A 24,640-nucleotide genomic window follows, 5' to 3' on the forward strand; every position below is an offset into this window, starting at 1 on the left:
GGGGCGCGGGGAACTGCGCGACCGGCCACGAACGGCGCGCGGTGGACGAACCACCGCAGTTCCCCCGCCCCCGGAGCGGAGCGCTTACGCGTCCTTGAACTCCTGCCGCTGCCTGCCCAGCCCGGAGATCTCCAGCTCCACCACATCCCCGGCCCGAAGGAACGGCTTCGGCTCGGGCGCCCCCAACGCCACCCCCGCCGGCGTCCCCGTGTTGATGACGTCCCCGGGGTAGAGCGTCATGAACCGGCTGACGTACCGCACGACCTCCCCCACGGGAAAGATCTGCTCGGCCGTGGTCCCGTCCTGCTTCAACTCGCCGTTGACCCACAGCCGCAGGGACAGGTCCTGCGGGTCGGCCACCTCGTCGGCGGTCACCAGCCACGGCCCCAGCGGATTGAACGTCTCGCAGTTCTTCCCCTTGTCCCAGGTCCCGCCCCGCTCGATCTGGAACTCCCGCTCGGACACGTCGTGCGCCACCGCGTACCCGGCGACATGCGCGAGCCCCTCCTCCGCCGACTCCAGATAGCGGGCGGTACGCCCGATGACGACCGCCAGCTCCACCTCCCAGTCGGTCTTCACGGACCCGCGCGGGACGAGCACGGTGTCGTACGGCCCGACGACCGTGTCCGCGGCCTTGAAGAAGACGACGGGCTCGGCGGGCGGCTCGGCGCCGGTCTCCCGGGCGTGGTCGTGGTAGTTCAGCCCGATGCACACGATCTTGCCGATGCGGCCCAGCGGCGGCCCGATCCGCAGCCCGGTCGGGTCCAGGACGGGCAGTTCGCCGGACTCGGCGGCCGCACGGATCCGGCCGAGCGCGACGTCGTCGGCGAGCAGCGCGCCGTCGATGTCGTCCACGACACCCGACAGGTCCCGCAGGGTGCCGTCGGCCCCGAGCAGTGCGGGGCGCTCCACACCCGCCGTACCGACTCGCAGCAGCTTCATGATCCCCATCTCCCTCGATCGCGGAGCGTCCGCCGACGGGTGCAGCCATCGGATGACTGGTCGATCCTCCAAGCTCGGAATCCGGTCCGCAAGCCCCCGTTCACGGACTGGACTCACCGGTAAAGGGCGGCCCGTTCGAGCGCGCTCCATGTCGTGCTCGTGATCACGTACAGCGCGGCGGCCAGCGGGACGACGGCCACGGTGACCAGCGTGAGGAAGGACAGGAACGGCATGGCCTTGGCGAGGGTGCCGAGCCCGGGCACCTCCGCGCCGACACCCGCCCCGGCCGTGATCGGCGAAACCCGCCTCGCCCGTACGAAGTTGAAGGAGGCGACGGCCGCGACGACGGCGAAGAGTCCGAAGTAGACCAGTCCCGCCGGCCCGAACAGGCCGTCCCCGGTCAGCGCGTCCGTCCACCGGTCGCCGAGGGGTGCGCCGAGGAACCGATGGCCGAGCAGTGCGTTGGCCTCGCCGCCGATCGAGGAGCTGGAGAAGAGGTGGTAGAGGAGGAAGAAGGCGGGCAGCTGGCAGAGGCTGGGCAGCAGCCCGGACAGCGGCGACACCTTTTCCTCGGCGTGCAGTTCCAGCACCGCCCGCTGGAGCTTCTCGGGGTTCTTCGCGTGCCTCTCGCGCAGTTCGGCGATCCGCGGCTGCAACGCCGTACGGGCCTTCTGGCCCCGGGCGGCCGCTCGGGAGAGGGGATGTACGAGGAGTCGTACGGCAGCGGTGAACAGGACGATCGCGGCGGCCGCGGCGGAGGCACCGAACAGCGGCTGGAGCAGGTCGGCGAGGTGCTCGACCAGGGTGGCGAAAACGGACATGGGTGAGGAGCCCTCCGGGGGTCTCGTCGTGCCGGACGTTCAGGGGATGGCGGCATGACGACCCGCGCGGGGTCACCGGGAGGAACGGGTGTGCCCTACGCGGCGGTCGCCGGGAGGGCGTGGCCGGGCGCCCGGGGGCGGGGCCGGCCGGAGGCGTCCGGGTCGCGTTGCGGCAGGAAGGCCGTACGGCGGGCGCGGTCCCTGATGGCCGTACGCACCCGGTGGGACGGTACGGCGGGGGCGCTGCGCGCGGCGACGAGGGAGCAGACGGCGAGCGCGGAGGAGACGGCGGCGGTCGCGGCGAGGGCCACGGTGGCCGAGAGGCTGCCGGCGTCGAGGAGGAGGACGTCCAGGACGAGCAGGAGGAGCAGCGGCGCGGGACGCGCGAGGAACCGCTTGCGGATCACGTCTGACTCCCCCCTTCTCCAGCAGCCCTGTTGCCGTTTATACCTGACCGGTCTCGATCGATTCCAGAAGCCCGCGTGTCTCGCGCCGTCTCGCGCCGTCTCGCACTGTCCCGCGCGACGAAGGACACCCCAGGGCCTTGTATCAACTGTTTGACACAAGATTCCTCCGCACGGCATCTTGTACTCACCATTTGATACAAGCATTCCCGGGGGCCCGCCATGCTCGACACCGTTCCACCCGAAAGACTCCTGGCACGTGCCGACCTCTGCGCCCGCTGGGCCGGGCTGGCGCTGGGGGTCGCGGTCGTGCAGGCGTGCGCCGCCCTGGGTGGCGATGACATGGCCATGCCGTTCGTGTCCGCGGTCACCGCCTTCGGACTGTGCGCGGTGGGCGGGGTGCTGCTCGGGGACTCGCTCACGCCCGCCCCGCGAGAGGCGGTCCGCACCGCGGCTCTCGCCCCGCGCCGGGTCCGCGACCACGTACCGCCCCGGATGGCCCCGCTGCTCGTCTTCCAGGCGGCCTGTGTCGTACTGCTGCTGTCGGTCGGGGCCGCCGTGGCCGACCCCGACCGCGCGGGACGCGCCGGCCGGACCCTCGCCGTCACCTGCGCCGTCGGCCCGACCCGCCACCTCGGCCCCTGGCCCGGCCTCTACTACGCCACCCCGGTCCTCGCCTCCCTCACCCTCGGCACCGCCGCCTGCTTCTGGTCCCTGCGCCGCATCGCCCACCGCCCCGGCGAGAACCAGCGGCGTCACGACCGCAGTTGGGCCATCACCGCCGCCTGGGGCCTGCTGGTCTCCAGCCAACTGCTGCTCGTCCTGGGCATGATCGGCCGCGTGCTGTTCTACTCGCGATGCGCCGGAATGCTGGGCAACGTCACCGCCCTGGTCATCTACCCCCTGGGCCTGGTGAGCCTGTTCACCCTGGGATGGTGCGTGTTCACCATCGTGGTCCCCCGGGCCGTGGACGATGAGTGATCCCGCCGTCCGCGTCGACACCACCAGCCAGGTACCGCCGTACGACCAGATCCGCGCCCAGCTCGCCGCCCTGATCCTCACCGGCCGGCTGACCGAGGGCGAACGCCTGCCGACCGTACGGCAGTTGGCCGCCGACCTGGGCCTGGCCCCGGGCACCGTGGCCCGCGCCTACCGCGAGCTGGAGGCCGCCGAGCTGATCCGCACCCGCCGCGGCGCCGGCACCAGGGTCGCCGCCCTCCCCTCGGATCCGGCCGGCTTCCGCCCGGAGCAACTGGCCACCCTGGCCCGCGACTTCGTCTCCTCCGCCCGCGCCCTGGGCGCCGACACCGAGGCCATCCTCACGGCGGTGCGCGAGGCGTTGGAGCAGGGGGCGTAGCCGGGCATTCGGGCGGGCGGCCGCCGGTTCTGCCGACGAGAGTCCGGGCCGGGACCGGTGACCCCGGCGGCGACGAAGGCCCCGCACCCGGCGGTACCGGGTGCGGGGTCTTCGTGAGCGTCTCGCGCGGAGTGTCCCGGCGGGGGATGGCGGGACAAGCTCCGTCACGTGACGCGTTCCCGGGGGTGGCCGTTCGCCGGCGGGTGCTCTACTCGGCGCCGGGGCGCCGGGCGGGGAAGGCGTGCTTGCGGGCGAGGACCACCACGGCCACCACCGGGGCCATGAGCGCGAGGACGCTCCACGCGAAGGACTTGGGGCCCAGACCGTCCAGCAGGATGCCGCCGACGGCGCCACCACCGGCCATGAACGAGTTCCACGTGGTGACCAGCAGAGCCTGCCCCCGGTCGCCACCGGCGTCGGTGACCGCTGTCTGCAGCAGCGTGGTGACACCGCCCCAGCCGAGGCCCCACAGCACCATCGCGCCGTAGACCACGACCATGTTGTCGGCCAGCACCGCCAGCAGGACGGCCGCCACGAGGAACAGGGCGCTGCTGACGATGGTCAGCTGGCGCAGCTTGCGGTCGACCAGGGCGCCCGTGATCCAGATGCTCACCACGGAGGCGATACCGAAGACGAGCAGCACGACGTCGCGGGAGCCGCCCATGTCGTACGTGTCGAGGAAGGTGGCGATGTAGGTGTAGAGGATGTTGTGGGCCAGCACGTAGGCCGCGACCACGAACAGGACCGCCGCGACCCCCGGAAGGGACAGCGCCTTCAGGATGGGCTCGCGGGCTCCAGGCCGCTGCCCCGGGGCGTCCGGGACCGACACCGTGATCCACCCCAGCAGCGCCACGGAGATCAGCGTCACGAGGCCGAACGTCATACGCCAGCCGAACAGCCCGCCGAGGAAGGTGCCGAGGGGGATGCCGAGCGACAGGGCGAGCGGGACGCCGGCCATGGTGATGGCGATGGCCCGGCCCTGAAGATGCGGGGGTGCCAGACGCCGTGCGTACCCGACCAGTTCGGCCCACACCGCGGCAGCGGCGATCCCGGCGAAGAGGCGGAACGCCATCGTCAGGGGGTAGTTGGACGAGAGGGCGGTGACCAGGTTGGCCACCGCGAACACCGTCACGGCCAGCAGCAGCAGCCGCTTGCGCCGCCACGCCGCCGTGGTGACGGAGAGGGGGATGGCCGCGACGCCGGTGGCGATGGCGTAGACCGTCAGCGCCTGGCCCATCGCGGACTCGCTCACCGACAGGTCGCGGGCCATCTCGGGAAGCACGCCCGCGGGGAGTGCCTCGGTCAGAATCCCCATGAAGGCTGCTGTGGCCAGAGCCAGAAGCGGTGAGAGGGGCAGCTTCCGATCGTCTGCTGCTGGAGCGGATTCGCTCAGCAGCTCTGTCTGGGATGTTGACATGGTTGTATCCTCAAACCCTCACATCGATGTGAATGTCAAGCCGGTACGGAAGAGGTGGGTCACATGCGGATCGGGGAACTGTCCGAGCGGACCGGAACCCCTCGCCGGTTGCTGCGCTACTACGAGGAGCAGGGGCTGCTGGTCGCCGGCCGCTCGCCGAACGGCTACCGGGACTACCCCGAGGGCTGTGTGAACCGGGTCCTGCAGATCAGAGGGCTGCTCGAATCCGGTCTGCCGACGCGGATCATCAAGCAGATCCTGCCGTGCATCAACGACCCCCGGGCCATCCACGTCTCCGACGCCACACCGGAGACGATCGCCACGCTGGAAGGCGAGCGCCAGCGCATGACCGACCGCATCGAGTGCCTGCTGCGCAGCCGGGAGGCCATCTCCGGTTACCTCGAGGCCGTGCGCCGCGAGCAGCGCCCGGCCGCGGCGCGCTACGAGGTCACCGTCTGACCGCACTGGACGGTGTTGGCCAGCACGACGCCGTGGCTGGTCACGTCGAGGACCATGCGGTCGCCGTCCTCGATCCGGAACCCGTCGTGGTACGTGGCCTTGTCGGCGCCGAGCAGCAGGTAGTTGACCAGTCCCGGCCGACGCAGCACCGGGTACGAGAGGACGTACCGCGTCATGTCCTCGATCCGGTGGTAGAGGGCGTCCCCGCCGCACGAGAAGTCACCCTGCCAGGCGGGGGCACCGTCCCGTTCGATGGTGACCCGGCCGGTCACCGTCCGGGGCGGCTCGTCGAGGAACAGCCAGGGCGTGAGGGACGTTTCGCACAGCTTGGCGTACGGCGTCCAGGCCCACGGGTTCTTCAGGTGCAGACCGATGTCGTTGAGGTCGTTGCCGAACGTGTAGCCGGCGTAGTGCGGGACGCCGTCGTCGTCGTTGACGTAGACCAGGGCGACCTCCGGCTCCTCGAGCAGCCAGACGGGGTCGGCGGGGGTGACCAGGGGTTCGTCCGGCATGCGCAGCCAGGAGCCGAAGCCCTTCATGTAGTAGTTCGGAGGTGTGAACTCCTCGTCGGGGGACGGGTCCCGGTCGAACTTGGAGCGGTGGGTGCCCATGAAGCCGTTGATCAGGGCGTTGTTGGTGGCGGCGGGCAGCAGCGGAGGAAGGAACCGCAGCTCGGGGTCGCCGATGGTCACCTCGACCGTCTCGGCGCCCTCGGTCACCGCGGCGAGGACCGCTTCCGGGCCACCGCCCGCGATGACCGCGGCGCGCACCTGCCCGTCGGTCACCCGGTACAGGACATGGGGCTCCCCGGGGGCCGACAGGCCCAGGCCCGCGTAGCGCTGCCCCTTGTACTCGCATTCGAAGAGGATCGGTGTGGTGGACATGGCGGTGACGGATCTCCTTGGAGAGGGGTCGACGGGTGGTGGCGGAGCGGTGGCAGAGCGTGGGTGATCAGCGGGTGGTGCGATCAGGGGTGGGCCGGTCGTCACGGAAGCCGGTGAGGTCGGCCAGGACCTCGCCGACGCGGTCCAACGACGCCTGGATCCAGGGCAGCCGGGCCGGTTCCGATGCGGTCAGGGCGTCGGTGCGCTCGGCGTCGGTCTCGCCGTAGAGCCGGCTGGTGGCGACTCGGATCCGCAGCGAGCTGTCGGGCTCGCCGAAGGCGGTTCCGGGCAGCAGGCCCACTCCGTGGCGTTCGGCGAGGAGCGCGGCGAGCGCTCTGCCGCCCTGCACGTCGTGGGCTCGGGCGAGGTGTTCCCGGAGCGGCTCGAAGTCGGGATAGAGGTAGCAGGTTGCGCGCACCGGCGCGAGGTCCGCGCCGACGGCGGTGAACCGCTCGGCGACCGCGCGCACCACCGTCTCGTGCAATCGCCTGCAGGCGGCGACGTACGCGACCACCTCGGGCGGCTCCTCGAAGGCGTAGGCCGCCGCGGCCTGTACAGGAGCCGCGGTGCTCGACCAGATCTGGCTTGCGATGGCGACCAGCCGGGTGTGCACCTCGCGCCCCAGCGGGCCGTCGGGCAGCCGGGCGACCCCCAGCCGCCAGCCGCCGAGCGCCAGGTTCTTGGTGAGGCCGGTGGTGACCACGGTCCGCTCCGGCGCGAACGCGGCCGGGGAGACCGCCCGGTCCGCCGGATCGAAGACCAGGTCGCAGTAGATCTCGTCGGAGACGATGACGAGGTCCAGATCCCGGGCGGCCCGGGCCAGGCGCTCGACCGTACCCGGTGAGGCGACGGCGCCCGTCGGATTGTCGGGCAGCGTGACCACCACGCACCGCGGGTCCCGCCCGGCGGCCCGGGCGAGGGCCACCGCCTCGCGCAGCGCCACCGGGTCGGGCACACCGCCCTCACCCGGCAGGGTGGGCACCGCGATCGGCCGCGCCCCGACCAGCTGGGCCTGCGCCGCGTAGCTCACCCAGCTCGGCACCGGCACCACCACGTCGCCGCCGACGGCCAGCAGCAGAGCGAACAACAGCGGTTTGCTCCCCGGACCGCAGACCACCAGACCGGGGTCGACGGCGAGGTTGCGCCGCCCCCAGTAGCCGGCGACAGCGGTACGCAGCGCCTGGCTCCCGGCGACGGACCCGTAGGCGTTGCGGTCCGCCGCCGCGGCGAGCCGCTCCCGCAACGCGGGCAGGACGGGCAGGCCGATCTCGCCGCTGGCCAGGGAGAGAACCCGTTCCCCGGCGCTGCGCCGGCGGGCCAGCGCCTCGTCGGCGGCGAGGGTCGCCGACATGGTCACGGGCACGGATGCTGGTGCTGGTGCTGGTGCTGGTGCTGGTGCTGTCATGGTGGGCTCCAACGGTCGGTCTGAGGTGGACGGGGAGCGATCACGCCCCGGCGAACCGCTCCCGCAGCTCGACCTTGCGGACCTTTCCGGTGAGGGTCTTGGGCAGGGCCGTGACGATCTCCAGGCGCTCCGGGAAGAAGCGGGGATCCTGGTCGGCGTCCCTCAGGTACGCGCGGAGCTCCTCGAGCGTGACGGTGGCTCCACCGCGGGGGACGACGACCGCGAGGATCGGGTCGTCCACCGTGCCGTTGGGACCGACCAGCGCGGACTCGGCCACCTTCGGATGCCGGGAGATGATCGCCTCCAGTTCGGCCATCGGTACGACGATCCCGTCGCGCAGGATGGTGTCCCTGGCGCGGCCGAGGATGCGGATGCCGCCCCGGCCGTCCTCACGTGCCACGTCACCGGTGTCGAACCAGCCGTCGTCGGTGAGTTCGGCGTCGAAGGCGTCCTGCTGCTTGTGGTAGCCGAGCGCCCGCGACGCGCCGCGCACCCGCAGCCGGCCCACCGGGGCCCGCTTGCTCGGGTCGTGGCACAGGTCGATCCGGATCTCCATCGAGTCGATGGGCTGCCCGTGGCTGTGCGCCGCCCAGTCCTGGTTGTAGTCGAGCCGGCTGATGGTGACGGGACCGAACTCCGACATGCCCCACACCGAGTACGTGCGGGCCCCGAAGGTCTCGCGCAGCTCGTCCACCAGCTGCTGGAGCACGGGCGCGGCGCCCGTGACGGTGTGATGCAGGCTGGACACGTCGTGCGGGTCGATCCGCTGGGCCCTGGCGACTCCCGAGAGTGTGGGCGGCGGACCGTACAGCAGGGTGGCGCCGTACCGTTCGACCAGGTCCAGCAGGCCCGCGTGGTCCGGGCCGTCCTGGAAAGCGATCGTCCCGCCGAGCATCACCCCGGCGAGGACGCCCTGGCCGAAGCCCGAGTAGTGCACCAGCGGAGTGGTGACCACGACCACCAGGTCGTCGCGGAGCAGGAAGGTGTCCACATAGCCACGCACGCCCGAGTGGACCGTGTTCTGGCTGTGCACCACACCCTTGGAGAAGCCGGTCGTGCCCGAGGTGAACAGCACCACGAAGGGCTCGTCCGGCCGCAGCTGGCGCCCCTCCAGATCGGCCGTGCGCTGTTTCTCCCAGTGCGGGGCGACGAAGTGGTCGTGGAAGTCGAGGGCCCCCTCGGGAGCGTGCCCGTCGACCACCACGACGTGGTCGAGCGGCAGTTCGCCCTTGAGCGCGGCGACCTTCTCGGCGAGCGGATAGCCCTCCCACTCCGGGACCGTGACGCACACCTTGGCCTCGGTGAGCGCGAGCCGGTGACGCAGCTCCTCCTCCCGGCAGACCGGGGCGATCGGGCAGATGACCGCGCCGACCGCCATGCAGGCGAACATCAGCGGCACCATCTCCCACCGGTTGGGCAGCTGGACGGCGACCACGTCGCCGCGCCGCACGTCCAGCTCGAGCAGCGCCCCGGCGAACCGGTCGGTCAGCCGCGCCAGTTCGGCGTAGTCCAGGGTGTCGGTGCGGGCCTCCTCGAGGCGGCGCCCGGCGATGGCCAACTTGCGCGGCCGTTCGCGGGCCTGCCGTCGCAGGTCGTCGAGGAAGGTCTCGTCCCGCCACCAGCCGCGCCGCCGGTACTCGGCCATGCGGTCCGCCGCCGAGGCCGTGGCCAGAATGGCGGTCGTCGTCGAAGTCATCCCCGCCCCTTCCCACGGACGCCGAGCAGTCCCGGTAGCGGGCCGCCCGGCCGCGCGGCGGCGATCATCAGCGGATCCCGGTTGTCGTGCCGCATGGTCATCCCCGCTCCTTCCGGCGGGTCTCGAGCAGTTCGGGCAGCGGGTCGCCGGGGTTCGCGGCGGCGATGTCGAGCAGGTCACGGGTGTTGCGGCGGACGCGGTCGCCGATCCAGTCGAAGACCCACGCCTTGCGGGCGTCCGCCGCCAGGCCGAAGGGGACGACCCGGGTGACGGCGAGGGCGGCCGAGCCGGCCCCGCCGATGTTGGCGATCACACCGGGGACCAGCGTCGCGCCCGAGGCCCGCGCCTTTTCGCGCGCCTCCGCGCTGGAGGCGAGGTTCGCGCCCTCCACCACCAGCGACGCCCGCAGCCGGTGCGCGTTGCCGTCGTTCAGGGCGTACTTCTGCGCGGCGAGGACCAACAGGTCGGCGTCGATGTCGAGCCAGGTGTCCGGCCCGGCCGAGACGGTGACGTGCTGCGGCAGCCGGGAGCGGTCGATCAGCCCGAACTCGTCGGTGACGGCGATCAGATCGGCCACCGGCAGCCGGTCGGCGCTGATGGTGCCGTTCACGTCGGCCACGCCCACGATCACATGGCCGCGGTCCTCCAGGAACTGGGCGACGGCCCGGCCCACCGCGCCGAAGCCCTGGACGACGACCCGGGCCGACTCGGTGCGCCCGCTCGCCTCGAGGGCGGTGACGGCCGCCACCCCGACACCGTGCCCGGTGCAGTCGATCAACGGCTCGTAGTAGGTGCGCCAGTCGATCGGCATGTCCGGGGCGCCCAGCCGGTAACGGGGGTCATAGCCGGCCTCGGCGAAGAACACGGCCCGGTCCGCGGGGGTGACGCCCATGTCGATGCCGAGGTGGACACCGCCGTGCAGCAGCGGCTTGACGGTACGGCCGAAGGTGCGGAAGGTCTCCTCGCGGTCGGTGCCGTCGGAGACGATGCCGCCCTTGGCGCCGCCGATGGGCAGGCCGGCCAGGATGAACTTGTGGGTCATGTCCCGGGCGAGACCGGCGACCTCCTCCTCGGTGACCCCGGTGGTCATCCGTACCCCGCCCATGGCCAGGCCGTCGTACAGGGAGTCGACGACGACCCAGCCCTCGAGGGCGCCGCCACTGCCGTTGAGGTGGACCGTGAACGCGGGCTTCTGCGGGTTTTCCAGATCACTCATGCCAAAGTCCTTGCCTAGGTTGTCCTCGTCACTGGTAGAGCTGGGCGAAGCCGCGGAGGATCTCCAGGCCGTCGCTCCGGAACTCCAGGTGGGCCTGCGCACCGAAGACGCGGCCGTCGTCGGAGCGCAGGAACTCCACGGGCGCGTGCTCGGAGCGGCCGATGGAGCGGAAACCGTCGGGGGCTTCCTGAAGGTAGAGGGTGTGCCGGTGGAAGACCGTCACCGTCGGCTTCACATGGGTGAAGAGCGGCTCCTCCTTGTCGACCTGCACCTCGTGGCCGCCAACCCGCTGGGGGCCCTCGGCGAGCCGGCCGCCCGCCGCGACCGCGAGGATCTGCATGCCGCCGCAGATCCCGAAGACCGGGACGTCGGCGTTCATGACGAGGTCGACGAGCGGCTTGTAGTGGTCGCGGTCATAGGCGCGGACCTTGGTGCCGCTCAGCACGATCGCCTGGTGACGGCCGTCGAGGCGGGCCGGCACGGAGGCCGCGTCGACCACGTCCGTGTCCGAGCCGAGCTCCTCGAACCGCTTGCGGAGCTGTTTCAGCGAAAGCGTTCCGTTGTTGACGACGAGTACACGGGACTGCGCCACGCGCGTGCTCCTCACGTTCGGGTGATGACGGTGCCGGTGCGGGCGGCGAGCAGGTCCGTGACCGGCGCGCTGCCGATGACGACGCGCTCCACGCCTTGGTCCAGGGCCTCACCGGCGGCCCGCAGCTTCTTGCGCATGCCGCCGGTCGCGCCCTTGTCGCGGAACTCGGCCGCGGCCCGCGCGGTGATCCAGCGCACCGGCTCCCCGTCGATCAGCAGGTGTTCCACGTCGGTGACGAGGACCAGATCGGTGGCGCCCGTCGCGCCGGCGACGGCGGCGGCGGCCCGGTCGGCGTCGGTGTTCACCTCCTGGCCCGCCGCGTTGCGGGCGAGCGGGGTGACGAGGTAGGCGTGGCCCGGCTGGAGGTTCTTCAGCGACGCGGGGTCCACGCCGGTGATCGGGCCGACGAGGTTCTCCAGCTCGACGAGCTGTTTGTCCCGCCACCACCAGCGCTCCCCCTCGCCCGCGCTGACGAGCCCGTCACTGCCGAGCAGCCGCTCCGCGGTGATACCGCGCCGCTCGAGCCGGGTGAGGACCGACTCGCCCAGCTCGGCGCTGACGGTCTTGATGTCCTCGATGACCTCGGGCGTGGTCCAGCGGCTCTGGTTGCCGTACCGGTCGCGCAGGATCGCCGACGGCTCGCGGTGGCGGGCGCTGAGCCTCTTCAGCGGCTTGGACCAGCCGTGCACGAGAACCAGCGGCCGCCCCCGCCCGTGCTCGGCCAGGTCGTCCCACCAGGTGCCGGCGAGATCGTCGAGGCAGCTGCCGCCGAGTTTCACCACGGTCGGGGTCGGCTGTGTGGTCGTCTCCCTCATGCGGGCATCACCGGCTGCATCGTCAGGCCCGTCTCCTCGGGCAGTCGGAACCGCTTGTTCATGGCCTGCAGCGCCTGGCCCGCCGCGCCCTTGACGAGGTTGTCCAGGGCGGCGAGGACGACGATCCGGCCGCCTTCGTCGTCGTACAGGACCGTCACGTCGCAGAAGTTGGAGCCGAGGACCGCCTGCGGGTCGGGCACCGGGATCAGCGTCTCGGTGTGCCGCCGCACCCGCACGAACCGGTGCCCCTTGTAGAAGCGCAGATACGCCCGCTGCAGCTCGCGACCGTCCACCTCGTCGTCGGTGAACACGTAGGCGCTGGCGAGCAGTCCGCGTACGTGTGACACCCCGTACGCCGACATCGTCAGCGAACCGACCGTGCCGGGCTTGCTGTGTTCCAGGAAGTCGCCGACCTCGGCGGCGTGCCGGTGTCCGGTGGGGGCGTAGGGCGCGATGGCGCCGTTGCGCAGCGGATGCAGGTCCGGGACCCGCAGTTGCAGGCCGCCGCCGCTGGAGCCGCTCTTGCCGTCCACGACCACGGTCCTCAGGTTCAGGCCGAGGCCGAGGGTCAGCGGGGCGAGACCCAGGGTGATCGCCGTGGCGTAGCAGCCGGGTACGGAGATCAGCGGGGCGTCGACGAGTTGGTCCCCGACGAGTTCCGGTACCCCGTAGACGAAACGGTCGGCCAGTTCGTCGGACCGTACGGCCTTGGGGTACCAGCGCTCGTGCAGCTGGGGGGTGCGGATACGGAAGGCGCCGCTCAGGTCGATCACGCAGGGGACGCGGTCGGCGAGGAGCTCGGCGAGCTCGGCCGAGGCCGCGGCGGGCGTGGCGAGGAACACCACGTCGCACCGCTCGGCGACGGCGTCCGCCGTGACGGGCTCGACGGTCAGGCCCAGATCGAGGCGGAGCCCGGGATGCAGCTGGGCCGGGCGTCGGCCGGCGCTGGAGTTGCCGCCCAGGAAGGTCAGTTCGAGGTCGGGATGCTGGCTCACCAGCCTGATCAGTTCACCGCCGGTGAGCCCGGAGGCGCCGACGATTCCCACGCGGATCATGCGAGTGTCTCCTGCACGTGACGGGCGATGGCCGACGGGATGTCCGCCCCCGTGGTCGACGCGACCCCTCGCCAGGCGGGGGCGTGGTTGACCTCGTTGACGAGGTGACCGGAAGGCGTCCGGAAGAGATCGACGCCGTAGACGCCGGCGCCGAGCCGGTCCACCACCCCGTCGACCACCTTCTGCACCTCGGGGTCGTGGGCGAGGGCCCGGCTCTGGTTGCCGAGCGCCGCGTTGCTGCGCCAGTCGGCTCCGGCGCTCTCGAACTCGGCCGCGGCGACGATCTCCCGGCCGACGACCAGGCAGCGGATCGAGCCGCCGCCCAGATACGGCTCCACCAGACAGGCCTGCTCGAATGCGTGGCCGAGGTCCTCGACGTAGTCGTACACGGAGTGCGCCAGGTCGGCGTCGCGGATCAGGGTGACGCGCTTGCCCATGCCGCCGTAGACCGGCTTGAGGACCACGGGCAGGCCGAGGTCGTCGAGCGCCTTCTCGAAGTCCTTGCGGGAGAGGGCGAGCCGGAAGTCCGGCACCGGCACGCCGGCGGCGCGCAGCACGGCGCGCAGCACCAGCTTGTTCTCGCAGGCGTGGATGGCCTCGGCGGAGTTGAGGACGGGCACACCGCTCGACTCGGCCAGGGTGGCGATCAGTCCGCCACGGGTATAGCTGCGGCTGCGGATCAGCAGGGCGTCGTAGCGGTCGACGGACGGGGAACCGGAACCGCCCAGGCACAGGGACTCGTCGTTGACCCAGTCGATCTCGAGGCCGAAGTCCGGTGCTCGGCGGATGAGTTCGCGTTCCTCCCAGCCGACCCGGTCCGCGACGATGGCGACTTTGGCGCTCATGTCACTGGCCCCAGTCACGCAGCTGTACCTCGACCATCTGCAGGGACAGCCGGCCGTCCTGGACGCCCTCCACGCGCAGGGTGAGCATGCACTCGGGGCAGGAGAGGGTCTCGCCCTGGACCATCGGCGGCACGGTCAGGTCGGTCTCGCACTCGGGGCAGTCGCCGGTGAGGATGGCGGTGGACATGGATCAACTCCAGATGTCGTCGTACGTGTTCGGGTGGACGGGACCGGTCGGCCCCGGTGGGGAAGCGGGCGTTCAGGCGGCCTGGAAGTCGATGGCGGCCTTGCGGATGGCGTCCCGGTCGAGCAGCGGCGCTCCGTCGCGCTCCTGCCGCTCGGCGAGCCAGGGGGTGAAGGCGTCGATGTCGACGACGACCCCCGACTCGGCGAGAGCCCACTTGACGAGGGCCGGCGTGAGGCGGGTACGGACCCGCAACTCGCGTGAATTGCCCACGAGTTCGGCGGGCAGCGTCTCGTACGCCTCGGGGTGGGTGAGCTGGCCCGGCAGTTCGTAGGCGAACGCGTGCGGTGTGGTCGGACCCGACTGGAAGGCGTCACCGAGGCCGGCGCCCTCGATGGCGACGCGCGACAACTCGGTGAGGTGGGACAGGTCGAAGCGGGTGTCTCCGTGGATGACGCGCAGTGCCGTGAGCAGCTCGGCCAGCGGGGCGTTGCCACCGCGTTCGCCGATGCCGCCGACGGTCGCCGAGATCCACTGCGCGCCCGCCTGGACGGCGGCGAGGGAGTTGGCGACGGCCATGCCCAGCATGTTGTGCGAGTGGATCTCGATCTCGGAGCCGTCGATCGCGGTGAGGTCGGCGATGACCTCCTCCATCTGCCAGGGCGACAGACAGGCCACGGTCTCCGCGAGCCGGAACCGGTCGGCCCCCGCCTCGAAGCCGGCCGTGACGTAGGGGACGAGACGCTCCCTGGGGGTGCGGGCGCCGTCCTCGCCGCTGAACGTGACGTGGAAGCACCGCTCCTTGGCCTGCGAGATCGCCGAACGGGCCAGCGTCTGGAGGAACTTGGCGCTGGGCGAACCGAGCTTGAGCTTCGCGTGCTGCTCGGAGGTGGGGATGGAGTACATGATGTGCCGCACGCCCAGGCGCTCGGCCTCGTCGAGGGCCTTCGCGACCTGCTGGCGGTCCCGCACCACGACGAGCGTCATGCTGCGCTCGGGGCCGACGGCCTCATGGGTGGCGAGGACGAGGTCGGCGTCCTTGGAGTCCGGGCCGGACACCATGCCGACCTCGACGAGCTCGATGCCGGTCTTCACCAGCAGATCCGCGATGACCGCGGCGTCCTTGGGACCGAACTCGACGCCGGCCATGTGCGCGGAGTCCCGCAGGGTTGCGTCAGACAGACGGGGCAGCCCCGGAAGGCTTCCCCCGTGCTCCTCTACTGCCATTGCGTTTCTCTCCTTTTCCCAGGGCCGGTGGGGCCGATATCCATCGTGGCCAGCGCAGTGTGAGGAGACAACAGTTCCTGTGTCAGAGCATTGTCAAGGACTGTGATGGAGAGTCAGCGCCGGTCATGTGTGTGAATTCTCTGCAGGCTCACCGGAAAATCTCTAATTCATCCCCGATGACCATTTGAATTTCCGGTTATGGTGACCGGGCCCGTTTTCAGAAGATGGGAGTGGAGAGTTCGATGGAAATTCCGCATTCCCCCACGGCCCCCGGCGAGTGGGCCCGGGAGTTCGCCGGCCGTGTCGCCCGGCCGACCGTCGCCGACCGTGACCGCGACCGCCGCTGGGACCCACGGCTCTTCGCCGAACTGGCCGGAGCCCGGCCCGGCCCGGGCCTCACCGGGCCCCTCGTACCGCGGGAACTGGGCGGCGACGGCCTGTCCGCCACTCAGACCGTCGCCCTCCTGGCAGGCCTGGGCGAGGGGGCCCGGGACCCGGGCCTCGCCCTCGCGGTGGGCGTGCACGCGGTGCTCGCCACCGTGCCGCTGCGCGCCTTCGGCAGCCCCGGGCAACGGGAGCGGTACCTGCCCCGGATGGCTTCGGGCGAATGGGTGGGCTCCCTGTCACTGCAGCAGACCCAGGGCGCTTCCGTCGCCCCGACCGTCACGGCCCGGCGGGCCGGGGACAGAGGTGCGGGGCCGGGTGCGCCCACGACCGGCGGCACGACCGGCATTGACGGCACGCGACCTGGCACGGCCACGACCGGCGGCTGGGTGCTCAGCGGCGCGCTGGACCTGGTCGCGGGCGCCCCCGTGGCACACCACTTCCTGGTCGTCGCAGCGCACGAGGACGGTGGACGGACGGCATTCGTGGTGGACCGGGCCACCCCGGGCCTGCGGGTCGGCGAGGCCGCCCCGGCCGCGATGCCCACCTGCCCTTGGGGACGGCTGGTCCTGGACGACTGCACGGTCCCGGACACCGCGGTGCTGGGCACCGTCGGCGGCGCCGCGGCCGAGGTGGAGCCACTGCTGGCGGTGCTGGACTGGGTCTTCTCCAGCGCTCCCTGGCTCGGCCTGATCCGCGCGCTGACCCGGGACGCCGTCGACGACGCCCGTGATCGCCGGCTCTTCGGCCGGCCGCTCCACCACGACCAGTCCGTCCGGTTCACCCTCGCGGACCTGGCCGCGCGGTGCGAACTGGCCGAGGGGATGCTCCAGCGGGCCGCCGAGCAGTTCGACTCCGGCGACCGGCCCTCGCGCCAGGACGCGGCCACCGCCCGGCTGTTCGTCGCCGCCGCCGCCCGGACGGTCACCGACGCGGCGGTACGGCTGGCCGGTCCGCTCGCCCTCACCGGTGACGGGTTGATCGGGCGGGCACACCGTGACGCCGTGTTCTTCGCCGGCACCGGAGGCGGCACCGAGGTGCTGCGGCCGGTGATCGCGGCGTCCCTGCTCGGACTCGGCTGAATGTGAGGACTGTGTACATGACCGGCGACACAAGCGGCACCCGGGCCCCTCTGACCTTCCCGGGCATCGCCGCCCGGGCCTCCGAAACGGACGCGACCGGCCGCATACCGGCCGGCAACTGGAAGGAGATCGCCGACTCGGGCTATCTGAGACTGTTCCATCCGCCGGAGATCGGCGGCACCGGCGCCGACGGCCTCACCCAGGCCGAGGCCATGGAGGCGCTGGCCCGCGCCTGTCCCGGCACCTACTGGGCGGCGACCGTGTCCGCGCTGCTCTGCGGCAAGCTGATCTCCACCTACGGCGACATCCGCGTCCACGAACGGCTGCTGCGGCCTCTGCTGTCCGGGGAGCACCTGGCCGCCTTCGCCGTGGTGGAGCGTACGGCGGGCAGCGACGCGGGCACCTACCGCACCACGGTGCGCCGTGCCGGGCCAGCGGGCAGCGGCTTCGTGATCAACGGCGAGAAGTCCAGGATCACCAACGCCCCCACCGCCGACCTGGCCGTGGTGCTCGCCCGGCGCGAGCGGCTCCCGGGGGACGACGAACCCGACTGGTGCCTCGCCTTCGTGGACCTGCGGCAGCCGGGTGTCAGGCGGTACGAGATTCCGCACATGGGGCTGCGGGGCATGCCCTGGGGCGGCATCGTCTTCACCGACGCCCACATCGCCGAGACCGACGTGATACCCGTGCCCTTCGGTGAACTCGCCGAGGGCATGGCGTGGGGATGGCTGAAGAACTCGTTCGCCGCCATCGCCGTCGCGGAGTCCGCCCTGGCCGCCTCGGTACGGCACGCCCGGGAGCGGGTCTCGTTCGGCCGGCCGCTGGGGCACATGGAGGGTGTGCAGGCCCAGCTCGCCGAGTCCCGCGCCCAGATCGATGCCGCCCGGCTGCTGGCCCGCCGGGCGATGTGCGAGCGCGTCGCGGGCCGCTCGGCCCGGGACCTGATCGCCATGCTCAAGATCTACGCCACCGAGATGGGCGTCGAAGTCGCCGCGCGGGCCGTGCAGATCCACGGGGCGGCCGGCGTGACCCAGGGCAACGAGGTGGAGCGTCTCTACCGCGACGCCCAGATGAACGTCATCGGCGGCTTCACCTCCAACCGCCTGCGTGAGCAGGTCGCCGAGGGGATCGGCCTGGGCCCCGCGGTCTACAGCGCCTTCGACTGGGTGACGCCCGCCGGCCTCGGGCAGGACTCGACGGGACTCGACGGGCTTCCGTATGCCGCGGGGGCGGTCGCCTGACCCACGGCTGAGCCACCACGGGGACACATCCGATCGCGCCGTTGCGGGTCCGAATCCATTCCGGGTTCGGACCCGCAGCGGTATGCGGTATTGATGCGGTGTCGATCCGGCAGCAATGCGGTGTCGAGGCGCAGTTTCGTCAGCCATGGCCCATGCGATAGCCGACGCCGCGGACCGTGATGATCCAGGAATTGGCGCCGAGTTTCGCACGCAGACTGCGTACGTGGGTGTCGATGGTGCGACTGGAATCCGCCCAACTGGTTTCCCAGACCCGAGCCATCAGTTCCTTTCGGGAAATGACGTCCTCGGGAGTCGCGGCCAGGGTGTGCAGCAACTCGAACTCTTTGGCGGTGACATTCACCGATCGACCGTGCAGCCGGACCTCACGGGTTCTGCTGTCGATGCGCAACGGACCGAGCGAAAGGATCCGGGCCGGCTCCGGCCGGGGCCGGGCCCGGCGCAGTACGGCTTCGATGCGCGCCAGCATCTCGCGCACGCCGCACGAGGTGACGACACAGTCGTCCGCCCCGGCCTGGAGAGCGAGGACGCGGTCCAGTTCGGTGTTGCGGGCGGTGACGGAGATGATGGGCTTGTCGCCGGCCTCGCGTATCGACCGGCAGACCTCCAGACCGTCGATGTCGGGAAGGTCGAGGTCGAGCAGGACCAGGTCCGATTGCAGGTGGGCACTCAGCGCTTCGGCCCCGGTGTCCACGCTGGTCGCGGAGTACCCCTGCCGGCGTAGTTCGCGCACCCGTGCCTCGGCCCCGCCGGTGTCGTCACCGACCACCAGGACGCGGGTCGGCAGGATCTGCGCAGCGTGCACCGTCATCGCTCCCCCTTTCACACGCGCAGTCTCACTTTCAATAAAAGAACACACGTCCCGTTATTTGTACAGCCGGATACCAGAGACAACCTTCAACAAACAGGGCAAAGCAGACATGAAATTACGCTACGGCAACCTGAACGGCACATAGAGTCCGACATTTACGGCATATACGTCACTCGAAAACAGGACGAGAAACGCGTACACTCGCTCGACAGCACCCGCCAGGAGCCACGAGTGACGCGGATCGATCGCGTCATTCCCCGCCCAAGCCGGTGAGTCCGGACGTGACACACAGCTGTCGCGCCACTGTACGGGGGTACACGAATGCAAATCATGCGAAGCTCGGACATACGTCGGCCCCGGGTCGCAACCCGGGGCCACCGGCCGGCACCGTCGACATGTCACCCGTGTCCGGGGGGCTCCTGCCGGCCGCCGTCCGCCTCGCCGTCCCGGCCCGCCGGTCCGCCCTCGCGCAGGAGCCGCTCCGCCCGGTAGGGCGAGACGTCGAGCTTGGCGAGCACCACGGGCGTCACGATGCTGGGAAGCAGGAGCTGATAGAGGCCCGCTATCTCCTCCGACAGGTCCAGCTTCTCCTCCAGGACCTCCGTCACCAGCTGTATCCCGGTCCACGCGCCCACGACCGACCGGGAGACGGCGGCGGGATCGGCGTGCGCGAGCAGTTCGCCGGATTCCTTGGCCTTGGTGAGCAGTCCGTGCCCGATCGCGACCCAGTCCGGCCAGCGGGTGCCGAACAGCCTGCGGGCCTTGGGGTCGACGGCCAGCCGTATCGCGGCGCGCAGTATCGGCTCCCTGGGCACCCGGTGGGCCAGCAGCAGTCCCAGGTCCACCCACTCCTGCAGCTTGAACGCCTGGGGCCGGAGCCCTTCCTGGGTCACGGCCTCGTCGAGAACGGCGCGCGCCATGTCCTCCTTCGACGCGAAGTGGAAGTACAGGGCCCCTCGCGTCAGTCCCGTCCGTTCGACCAGTGCGGCGATCGTCGCGGCGTCGTACCCCACCTCGTTGAACAAGCCCGCCATGCCTTCCAGGATGAGCTTGCGTGTGCGAATCGCGCGATCTTGCCTCACCACCCTGTACCTCCCAGCCGTACCTTTGTCCATCTTTGAGGCCTCACCGAAAGAACCCTGCAACAACCGAATAACCGGTACTTTATCAGCGCGCTTCCCGCAACCAGACCGGTGCACGGGGAAGTTTTGCGACAAGGGGGGAACCTTGTTCAGCACCATCGACCCAACGCGCCCACTCGCCGACGACTCCGGATCCTTCTCAGAGAAACTGGGTGAATACACCCATCTCAGACACGCGGCGGCCATCCTCATCCGGGCCTGCCGCCCGGCGGGTCCGGACGCCTTCACCCTCACCGCCCGCTGGCCCGCCCACGTCGGCCCCGGCCCCTACGACCCCCGCCTCATGGCACAGACCATCCGGCAGAGCGGACTCCTCGTCGCCCACGCGGAGTACGGCGTGCCCACCGGACACCAGACACTCCTGAACAGCCTCAACATCACGGCCGAGCCGGGCTTCCACGCCGGCGAGGCCGCGGACTTCGAGGTCGACGTCGCGGTCACCCGCACCGGCAGGCGTGCCGCGAGCCTGGCCATGGAATTCCGCATCCGGCGCGACGGCGCCACCGTGTGCCTGGCGGACGCGGAGTTCGGCTGGGTGTCCCCCGCGGCCTACCGCCGGGTGCGGGGGCGGCACAGCACCGTCGGCTGGGGCGAGTGGTCCCTGCCGGAGCCGGTCGCCCCCGAACTGGTCGACAGGGCCGCGGACGACGATGTACTGCTGGGGGCCTGCGCCGACTCAGCCCGTCACCGGTGGCAGCTGCGCAACGACGTGTCCAACACCGTCCTCTTCGACCATCCCGTCGACCACGTCCCAGGGCTCGTCCTCCTGGAAGCCGCACAGCAGGCCGCGTGCGCCGCCGCGGGGCCGGCACCCGTCGAGCTCACCGACATCGCCATCAACTACGCGCGGTACGTGGAGTTCGACGAACCCTGCTCGATCGAGGCCCGGCGACTGACCACTCTGCTCCCCAACTGGTACGCCGTCGCCGTCACCGGACGCCAAGGCGGAGAGGTGGCGTTCGAGGCGCGGCTGCGGGGGTTGCGGCCGCAGGCCTGAGGTCACCCGTCCAAGCCGACGAGTCCTCGGGTCCCGGATACCGCGGGCGGCCGACATCCTCGCCCGCGGTACCTCAGTGAGTGGTGTGCATCGTGAATTCGCAGGTCACGGGTCTGGTGTGAGTGACGAGTCGGGTACTCGTGCCGGTCGGTGGCCGATGACCACGGGGTGGATCATCGGGCGAGTTCGATTCCGGCGGGAGGTCGGGTTCAGCTGCGCCCGTGACCGGCCCCCGCCTACGATCCGTCGGCAGGTCGGCATGCCACGAGATCGCGGGCGGCTGCGGGGACGCAGCAGCGGCACTGGATCACCGCTCGCCGGAGCGAACTGGACGCCCTCGCCGAGCAGTGACCAGGCAGTTGCAGGAGGTGCAGGTCGAGCGGGAGGAACTGGCGATCGCCGAGCCGGCGTTGAGGCGTTGGGCTCAGGTGGAGCCCATTGACTCGTTCACAGCAACTCCCGAAGATCGCTAACCGGGGCCCAGGAGACTCGTTCCTCTGGGCCAGAAGACTCGTTCGAAGCCACAGCCCCGACCCGACTCCACCACGCCCCGGCACACCCTCCGACACCCACCCAACGACGTGACAACGCCGGACGGGAGGATGAACTCCTATACGGCTCACAGGCTATTACCACGCGATTGCCAGTTGTCAACGAAATCGTCAGCGACATGGTCAACTCAGTGCACGGACACAAGCCGAGAACGCAAGCAGCCCACCGTTCCCGCCGCTGGTTCATGAACAAGGCCCTGCTCGCCGGCGGTGTCTCCGCCGTCGCGGTCATGGGCGGCTACACCGCCAGCCAGGCCGGTGCGGAGGAAACGTCGACCGCCGACGCCACGGCGAGCGCCACCCCGTCTCGCCCGCCGTCCGGCGGCGGTGGCCAGACCATCGCGTACGACGACTTCGTCGGCGTCACCACCGACGGCACCGTCATCAGTGACCTGTATGCGATTCACCGGACCGGCGTCTCCACCACGCCGGTGGTGCGCGCCGGGTCGGCTTTCGTGAACTCGCTGACCGACGACCAGAAGTCGGCCACGCTCTACGACATCGACGCCGACCAGTGGCTCGACTGGACCAACGTCGACTCCAACGACCGCGACGGTCTCGCCCTGCGCGACATGGACGAGAAGCAGTACAAGCTCGCCATCAAGCTGCTCAAGGCCGCGTTGTCCGCGCGTGGGCTCGAGAACGCCACCCAGATCCGCAAGCTCAACCATTTCCTCGGTGAGTACAGCGGCGACACCTCCAAGGCGCTCAACTACGACGCCTACTGGTTCACGATCATGGGCACCCCGTCGGCAACCGACCCCTGGGGCTTCCAGTTCGAGGGCCACCACCTGGTCATCAACTACTTCGTCCTGGGTGACCAGGTTGTCGCGACCCCGACCTTCCGCGGCTCCGAGCCGACGAAGATCACGTACGACGGCGTGGACTACCACCTCTTCCGGGAGGAGACCGCTGCCGGCCTCAAGCTGCTGCGCTCGCTGGACAACGCCCAGCTCGCCACCGCGGCGCCGGGCACCGAGGAGAAGACCGGCACCAACCTGACCGTCGGCGCCCACAACGACAACGCGGTCCTGCCCTACAAGGGCATCAGGGGCTCGGAGTTGAACCGCAAGCAGCAGAAGCTGCTGCTCGACTTGGTCGAGGTCTACACCGGCACCATCGACGAAGGTCACTCCCGGGTGTGGCTGCGTGACATCGAAAAACACCTCGACGACACGTACTTCTACTGGATCGGCGAGTCCGAGGACGACTCAGCGTTCTACTACCGAGTGCACTCCCCGGTCGTACTGATCGAGTACGACGCCGAGTCCCCGCTCGCCTACCACGAGGACGACGACTCCAGCTCGCCCTCCCCCACCGCGTCGGCGACGGCCTCCGCCTCCGCCTCGGCGGGCCCGGGCGGTGGCATGGGCGGCCCGAACGGCACCCCCACCCAGCAGCACATCCACACCATCATCCGCACTCCCAACGGCAACGACTACGGTGTGGACCTGCTCAAGCTCCACCTGGCAACCGACCACTGACACTGGCTCCGCTCCAGGGTCTGTCCAGTGAGACCTGTGCGTGAAACGTGCAGGTCAGGTGGGCTGATGCGCGGGCAAGTTGCCGTGCGCCATCAAGGGCCCCGACGGCCTTCTCCACACCGCCCGCCTGCCACCGTCGAGCGCCACCCAGAACCACCTCGCCACCTTGATACGCGGCCACTTGAAGAAGATCGGCTCGCGGTGGCGGGCCCTGCCCGCGGGGAGCACCGCCGGCATCGTGCTGGCGGTGCCGCACTGTGACCAGCGGCCCGGCGACCTCGCCGACGGCAACGGCATCCACCGCACCACCGTCACCCGGTGGGTGCGGGGGTCGCCGGCCTGCTCGCCGCCCGCGCCCGCGCCCGGACCGCGCGCTCAAGAAGATCGCCCGAACGGGTGGCGGGGTGGTTCTGCTCGACGGCACCCTGATACGAACCCGGCGGCGCACCAGCACGGCGAACCGGAAGAACTACTCCGGCAAGCACAAGTGCCATGGCCTGCTGGTGATCGCGCTCACCGACGACCGGGGCCGCCTGCTGTGGGTCTCCGCGGCCCGGACCGGACGCACCTCGGAGATCACCTCCTGCCGCCACGGCAAGCTCACCGCAAAACTGCGGGCGGGTCCTCGGCAAGGTCCGCACCGATCCGAAGTGGGCGACCACGCGGGTGCGGGCGCTGCTGGTCCTGACGAACCGCGAAGTCTCCCGATGACCGACGATCTTCACCGAAGTCATCCGCCCACGACCAGCACGAGAGCCCCGAACACCACGCACACCAGACCCGTGACCAGCGACTTCACGATGCACACCGCTCAGTGGTTGACGAACCCCCCGTCCACCGGAAGCACCGCGCCGGTGAGAAACGGGCAACGGTCGCTGAGCAGCCAGGCCGCGGCGGCCGCGATCTCCTCCGGCTCCGCGGTACGTCCCTGGGGGGTCACCGAGTTGGCCAGATCCTCCATGCCGGGATTGCGCGCGAACCAGTCGACGGTGATCTCGCTGCGGGTGGTGCCCGGGGCGACCGCGTTCACCCTGATGCCCCGCTGCGCGTACTCGTCCGCGGCGGCCCGGGTGAGACCGACGACCGCGTGCTTGGAGGCGATGTACGGCGCGGCGGCGGGAATGGCGACCAGACCGGCCACACTGCTGTTGTTGACGATCGCGCCACCGCCACGCGGCAGCATCGCGGCTATCTCATGGCGCAGACAGTTCCAGACGCCCCGTACGTTGACGTCCATGATGGTGTCGTACACGTCGTCCGCCATCAGATGCAGCGGAGTACGGTCCCCGCCGATCCCCGCGTTGTTGAAGGCCCCGTCCAGGCGCCCGTACTCGGCGACGGCGAAGTCCACCGCGCGGCCGGCGTCGGCGGCGACCGACATGTCACCGACCACGTAGGACGCCTCCGCCCCCTTGTCGCGCAGTTCGCCCACGAGGGCCGCCAGCCGGTCCTCCCGGCGGGCGACCAGGACGACCACCGCACCCTCCCGGCTGAACACCTTCGCCGCCGCGGCACCGATGCCGCTGCTCGCGCCGGTGATGAGGACCACTCTGTTCGCCAGAAGATCACGGATCATGACGGCAGTTTCCCAAAGGGGCCGACGCCATGCTG

At 70.8% G+C, this 24,640-nt stretch carries 24 protein-coding genes and 1 pseudogene; 8 read left to right on the forward strand and 17 right to left on the reverse strand.

What is annotated here, in order from left to right; all coding sequences use genetic code 11:
* Nucleotides 1-84: 84 nt before the first annotated feature.
* The 3 genes from ACIBVL_RS40585 to ACIBVL_RS40595 form a co-directional block, all read right to left on the reverse strand.
* The gene (locus ACIBVL_RS40585) at nucleotides 85-942 is read right to left on the reverse strand and encodes a fumarylacetoacetate hydrolase family protein (protein ID WP_399105819.1); all 858 of its coding nucleotides are present in this window, start codon (nucleotides 940-942) and stop codon (nucleotides 85-87) included.
* Between the two features lie 113 nt (nucleotides 943-1,055).
* Nucleotides 1,056-1,763 (reverse strand): YidC/Oxa1 family membrane protein insertase, encoded by a 708-nt coding sequence (locus ACIBVL_RS40590; RefSeq protein ID WP_399105821.1) that lies wholly within the window; start codon nucleotides 1,761-1,763, stop codon nucleotides 1,056-1,058.
* Between the two features lie 95 nt (nucleotides 1,764-1,858).
* Nucleotides 1,859-2,170, reverse strand: a complete 312-nt coding sequence (locus tag ACIBVL_RS40595) for a DUF6412 domain-containing protein (protein ID WP_399105823.1) — start codon at nucleotides 2,168-2,170, stop codon at nucleotides 1,859-1,861.
* Between the two features lie 219 nt (nucleotides 2,171-2,389).
* Here ACIBVL_RS40595 and ACIBVL_RS40600 point away from each other — a divergent pair, with 219 nt between their 5' ends.
* On the forward strand, nucleotides 2,390-3,148 hold the full coding sequence (locus tag ACIBVL_RS40600) for a hypothetical protein (RefSeq protein WP_399105825.1): 759 nt from the start codon (nucleotides 2,390-2,392) through the stop codon (nucleotides 3,146-3,148).
* Entirely contained in the window at nucleotides 3,141-3,524 is a 384-nt protein-coding gene (locus tag ACIBVL_RS40605; RefSeq protein WP_399105827.1) for a GntR family transcriptional regulator, read from the forward strand. Before ACIBVL_RS40600 ends, ACIBVL_RS40605 begins: the two co-directional genes overlap by 8 nt.
* Before the next feature lie 208 nt (nucleotides 3,525-3,732).
* On the opposite strand, the gene ACIBVL_RS40610 is transcribed toward ACIBVL_RS40605, so the two are convergent.
* Nucleotides 3,733-4,941 (reverse strand): MFS transporter, encoded by a 1,209-nt coding sequence (locus tag ACIBVL_RS40610; protein ID WP_399105829.1) that lies wholly within the window; start codon nucleotides 4,939-4,941, stop codon nucleotides 3,733-3,735.
* Between the two features lie 63 nt (nucleotides 4,942-5,004).
* Here ACIBVL_RS40610 and ACIBVL_RS40615 point away from each other — a divergent pair, with 63 nt between their 5' ends.
* On the forward strand, nucleotides 5,005-5,400 hold the full coding sequence (locus ACIBVL_RS40615) for a MerR family transcriptional regulator (protein WP_399105831.1): 396 nt from the start codon (nucleotides 5,005-5,007) through the stop codon (nucleotides 5,398-5,400).
* Here ACIBVL_RS40615 and ACIBVL_RS40620 read toward each other — a convergent pair.
* The 10 genes from ACIBVL_RS40620 to ACIBVL_RS40665 all read right to left on the reverse strand — a co-directional run bounded on the left by ACIBVL_RS40620 (nucleotide 5,382) and on the right by ACIBVL_RS40665 (nucleotide 15,319).
* Nucleotides 5,382-6,284, reverse strand: coding sequence for a fumarylacetoacetate (FAA) hydrolase (locus tag ACIBVL_RS40620; protein ID WP_399105833.1), 903 nt, complete (start codon nucleotides 6,282-6,284; stop codon nucleotides 5,382-5,384). The two genes, ACIBVL_RS40615 and ACIBVL_RS40620, sit on opposite strands and share 19 nt — an antisense overlap.
* 67 nt (nucleotides 6,285-6,351) lie before the next feature.
* A complete protein-coding gene (locus ACIBVL_RS40625) occupies nucleotides 6,352-7,635 on the reverse strand; it encodes a pyridoxal phosphate-dependent aminotransferase (protein ID WP_399105917.1) in 1,284 nt (427 codons plus the stop codon).
* A gap of 94 nt (nucleotides 7,636-7,729) precedes the next feature.
* Nucleotides 7,730-9,385: an AMP-binding protein gene (locus ACIBVL_RS40630; RefSeq protein ID WP_399105835.1), complete on the reverse strand. Its 1,656-nt coding sequence runs from the start codon at nucleotides 9,383-9,385 to the stop codon at nucleotides 7,730-7,732.
* A 97-nt stretch (nucleotides 9,386-9,482) separates the two neighbouring features.
* Nucleotides 9,483-10,601 (reverse strand): Glu/Leu/Phe/Val dehydrogenase dimerization domain-containing protein, encoded by a 1,119-nt coding sequence (locus tag ACIBVL_RS40635; protein ID WP_399105837.1) that lies wholly within the window; start codon nucleotides 10,599-10,601, stop codon nucleotides 9,483-9,485.
* 28 nt (nucleotides 10,602-10,629) lie between these two features.
* A complete protein-coding gene (locus ACIBVL_RS40640; RefSeq protein ID WP_399105839.1) occupies nucleotides 10,630-11,193 on the reverse strand; it encodes a type 1 glutamine amidotransferase in 564 nt (187 codons plus the stop codon).
* A gap of 11 nt (nucleotides 11,194-11,204) precedes the next feature.
* Nucleotides 11,205-12,008: an acetylglutamate kinase gene (locus ACIBVL_RS40645; protein ID WP_399105841.1), complete on the reverse strand. Its 804-nt coding sequence runs from the start codon at nucleotides 12,006-12,008 to the stop codon at nucleotides 11,205-11,207.
* Complete coding sequence (argC, locus tag ACIBVL_RS40650) at nucleotides 12,005-13,063, reverse strand: N-acetyl-gamma-glutamyl-phosphate reductase (RefSeq protein WP_399105843.1); 1,059 nt, start codon at nucleotides 13,061-13,063, stop codon at nucleotides 12,005-12,007. The genes ACIBVL_RS40645 and argC overlap by 4 nt, the downstream gene beginning before the upstream one ends.
* Complete coding sequence (locus ACIBVL_RS40655; protein ID WP_399105845.1) at nucleotides 13,060-13,908, reverse strand: RimK family alpha-L-glutamate ligase; 849 nt, start codon at nucleotides 13,906-13,908, stop codon at nucleotides 13,060-13,062. Before ACIBVL_RS40655 ends, argC begins: the two co-directional genes overlap by 4 nt.
* Before the next feature lies 1 nt (nucleotide 13,909).
* Nucleotides 13,910-14,095, reverse strand: a complete 186-nt coding sequence (locus ACIBVL_RS40660) for a lysine biosynthesis protein LysW (RefSeq protein WP_399105846.1) — start codon at nucleotides 14,093-14,095, stop codon at nucleotides 13,910-13,912.
* A gap of 72 nt (nucleotides 14,096-14,167) precedes the next feature.
* Complete coding sequence (locus ACIBVL_RS40665) at nucleotides 14,168-15,319, reverse strand: isopropylmalate synthase (RefSeq protein ID WP_399105848.1); 1,152 nt, start codon at nucleotides 15,317-15,319, stop codon at nucleotides 14,168-14,170.
* Nucleotides 15,320-15,561: 242 nt separating this feature from the next.
* Between ACIBVL_RS40665 and ACIBVL_RS40670 the strand changes: the two genes are divergently transcribed.
* Both ACIBVL_RS40670 and ACIBVL_RS40675 read left to right on the forward strand, forming a co-directional pair.
* Entirely contained in the window at nucleotides 15,562-16,785 is a 1,224-nt protein-coding gene (locus tag ACIBVL_RS40670; protein ID WP_399105850.1) for an acyl-CoA dehydrogenase family protein, read from the forward strand.
* A 17-nt stretch (nucleotides 16,786-16,802) separates the two neighbouring features.
* Entirely contained in the window at nucleotides 16,803-18,026 is a 1,224-nt protein-coding gene (locus ACIBVL_RS40675; RefSeq protein WP_399105852.1) for an acyl-CoA dehydrogenase family protein, read from the forward strand.
* Between the two features lie 139 nt (nucleotides 18,027-18,165).
* Here the strand turns inward: ACIBVL_RS40675 and ACIBVL_RS40680 are convergent, their stop codons facing one another.
* A complete protein-coding gene (locus tag ACIBVL_RS40680) occupies nucleotides 18,166-18,855 on the reverse strand; it encodes a winged helix-turn-helix domain-containing protein (protein ID WP_399105854.1) in 690 nt (229 codons plus the stop codon).
* A 398-nt stretch (nucleotides 18,856-19,253) separates the two neighbouring features.
* Nucleotides 19,254-19,970 carry a ScbR family autoregulator-binding transcription factor gene (locus ACIBVL_RS40685; RefSeq protein WP_399105856.1) on the reverse strand — a complete coding sequence of 239 codons (717 nt, stop codon included), beginning with the start codon at nucleotides 19,968-19,970 and terminating at the stop codon, nucleotides 19,254-19,256.
* 112 nt (nucleotides 19,971-20,082) lie between these two features.
* On the opposite strand from ACIBVL_RS40685, the gene ACIBVL_RS40690 reads away from it, so the two are divergent.
* The 3 genes and pseudogenes from ACIBVL_RS40690 to ACIBVL_RS40700 all read left to right on the forward strand — a co-directional run.
* On the forward strand, nucleotides 20,083-20,994 hold the full coding sequence (locus ACIBVL_RS40690) for a ScbA/BarX family gamma-butyrolactone biosynthesis protein (RefSeq protein WP_399105858.1): 912 nt from the start codon (nucleotides 20,083-20,085) through the stop codon (nucleotides 20,992-20,994).
* Nucleotides 20,995-21,664: 670 nt separating this feature from the next.
* Nucleotides 21,665-23,029, forward strand: a complete 1,365-nt coding sequence (locus ACIBVL_RS40695; protein WP_399105860.1) for a DUF3500 domain-containing protein — start codon at nucleotides 21,665-21,667, stop codon at nucleotides 23,027-23,029.
* 404 nt (nucleotides 23,030-23,433) lie between these two features.
* Nucleotides 23,434-23,586: pseudogene (locus tag ACIBVL_RS40700) on the forward strand (transposase family protein); the annotation flags it as partial.
* A gap of 254 nt (nucleotides 23,587-23,840) precedes the next feature.
* On the opposite strand, the gene ACIBVL_RS40705 reads toward ACIBVL_RS40700, so the two are convergent.
* Nucleotides 23,841-24,605, reverse strand: a complete 765-nt coding sequence (locus ACIBVL_RS40705) for an SDR family oxidoreductase (RefSeq protein ID WP_399105862.1) — start codon at nucleotides 24,603-24,605, stop codon at nucleotides 23,841-23,843.
* Nucleotides 24,606-24,640 lie beyond the last annotated feature (35 nt).

The organism is Streptomyces sp. NPDC049687 (genome assembly GCF_044465285.1).
GTDB lineage: Bacteria > Actinomycetota > Actinomycetes > Streptomycetales > Streptomycetaceae > Streptomyces.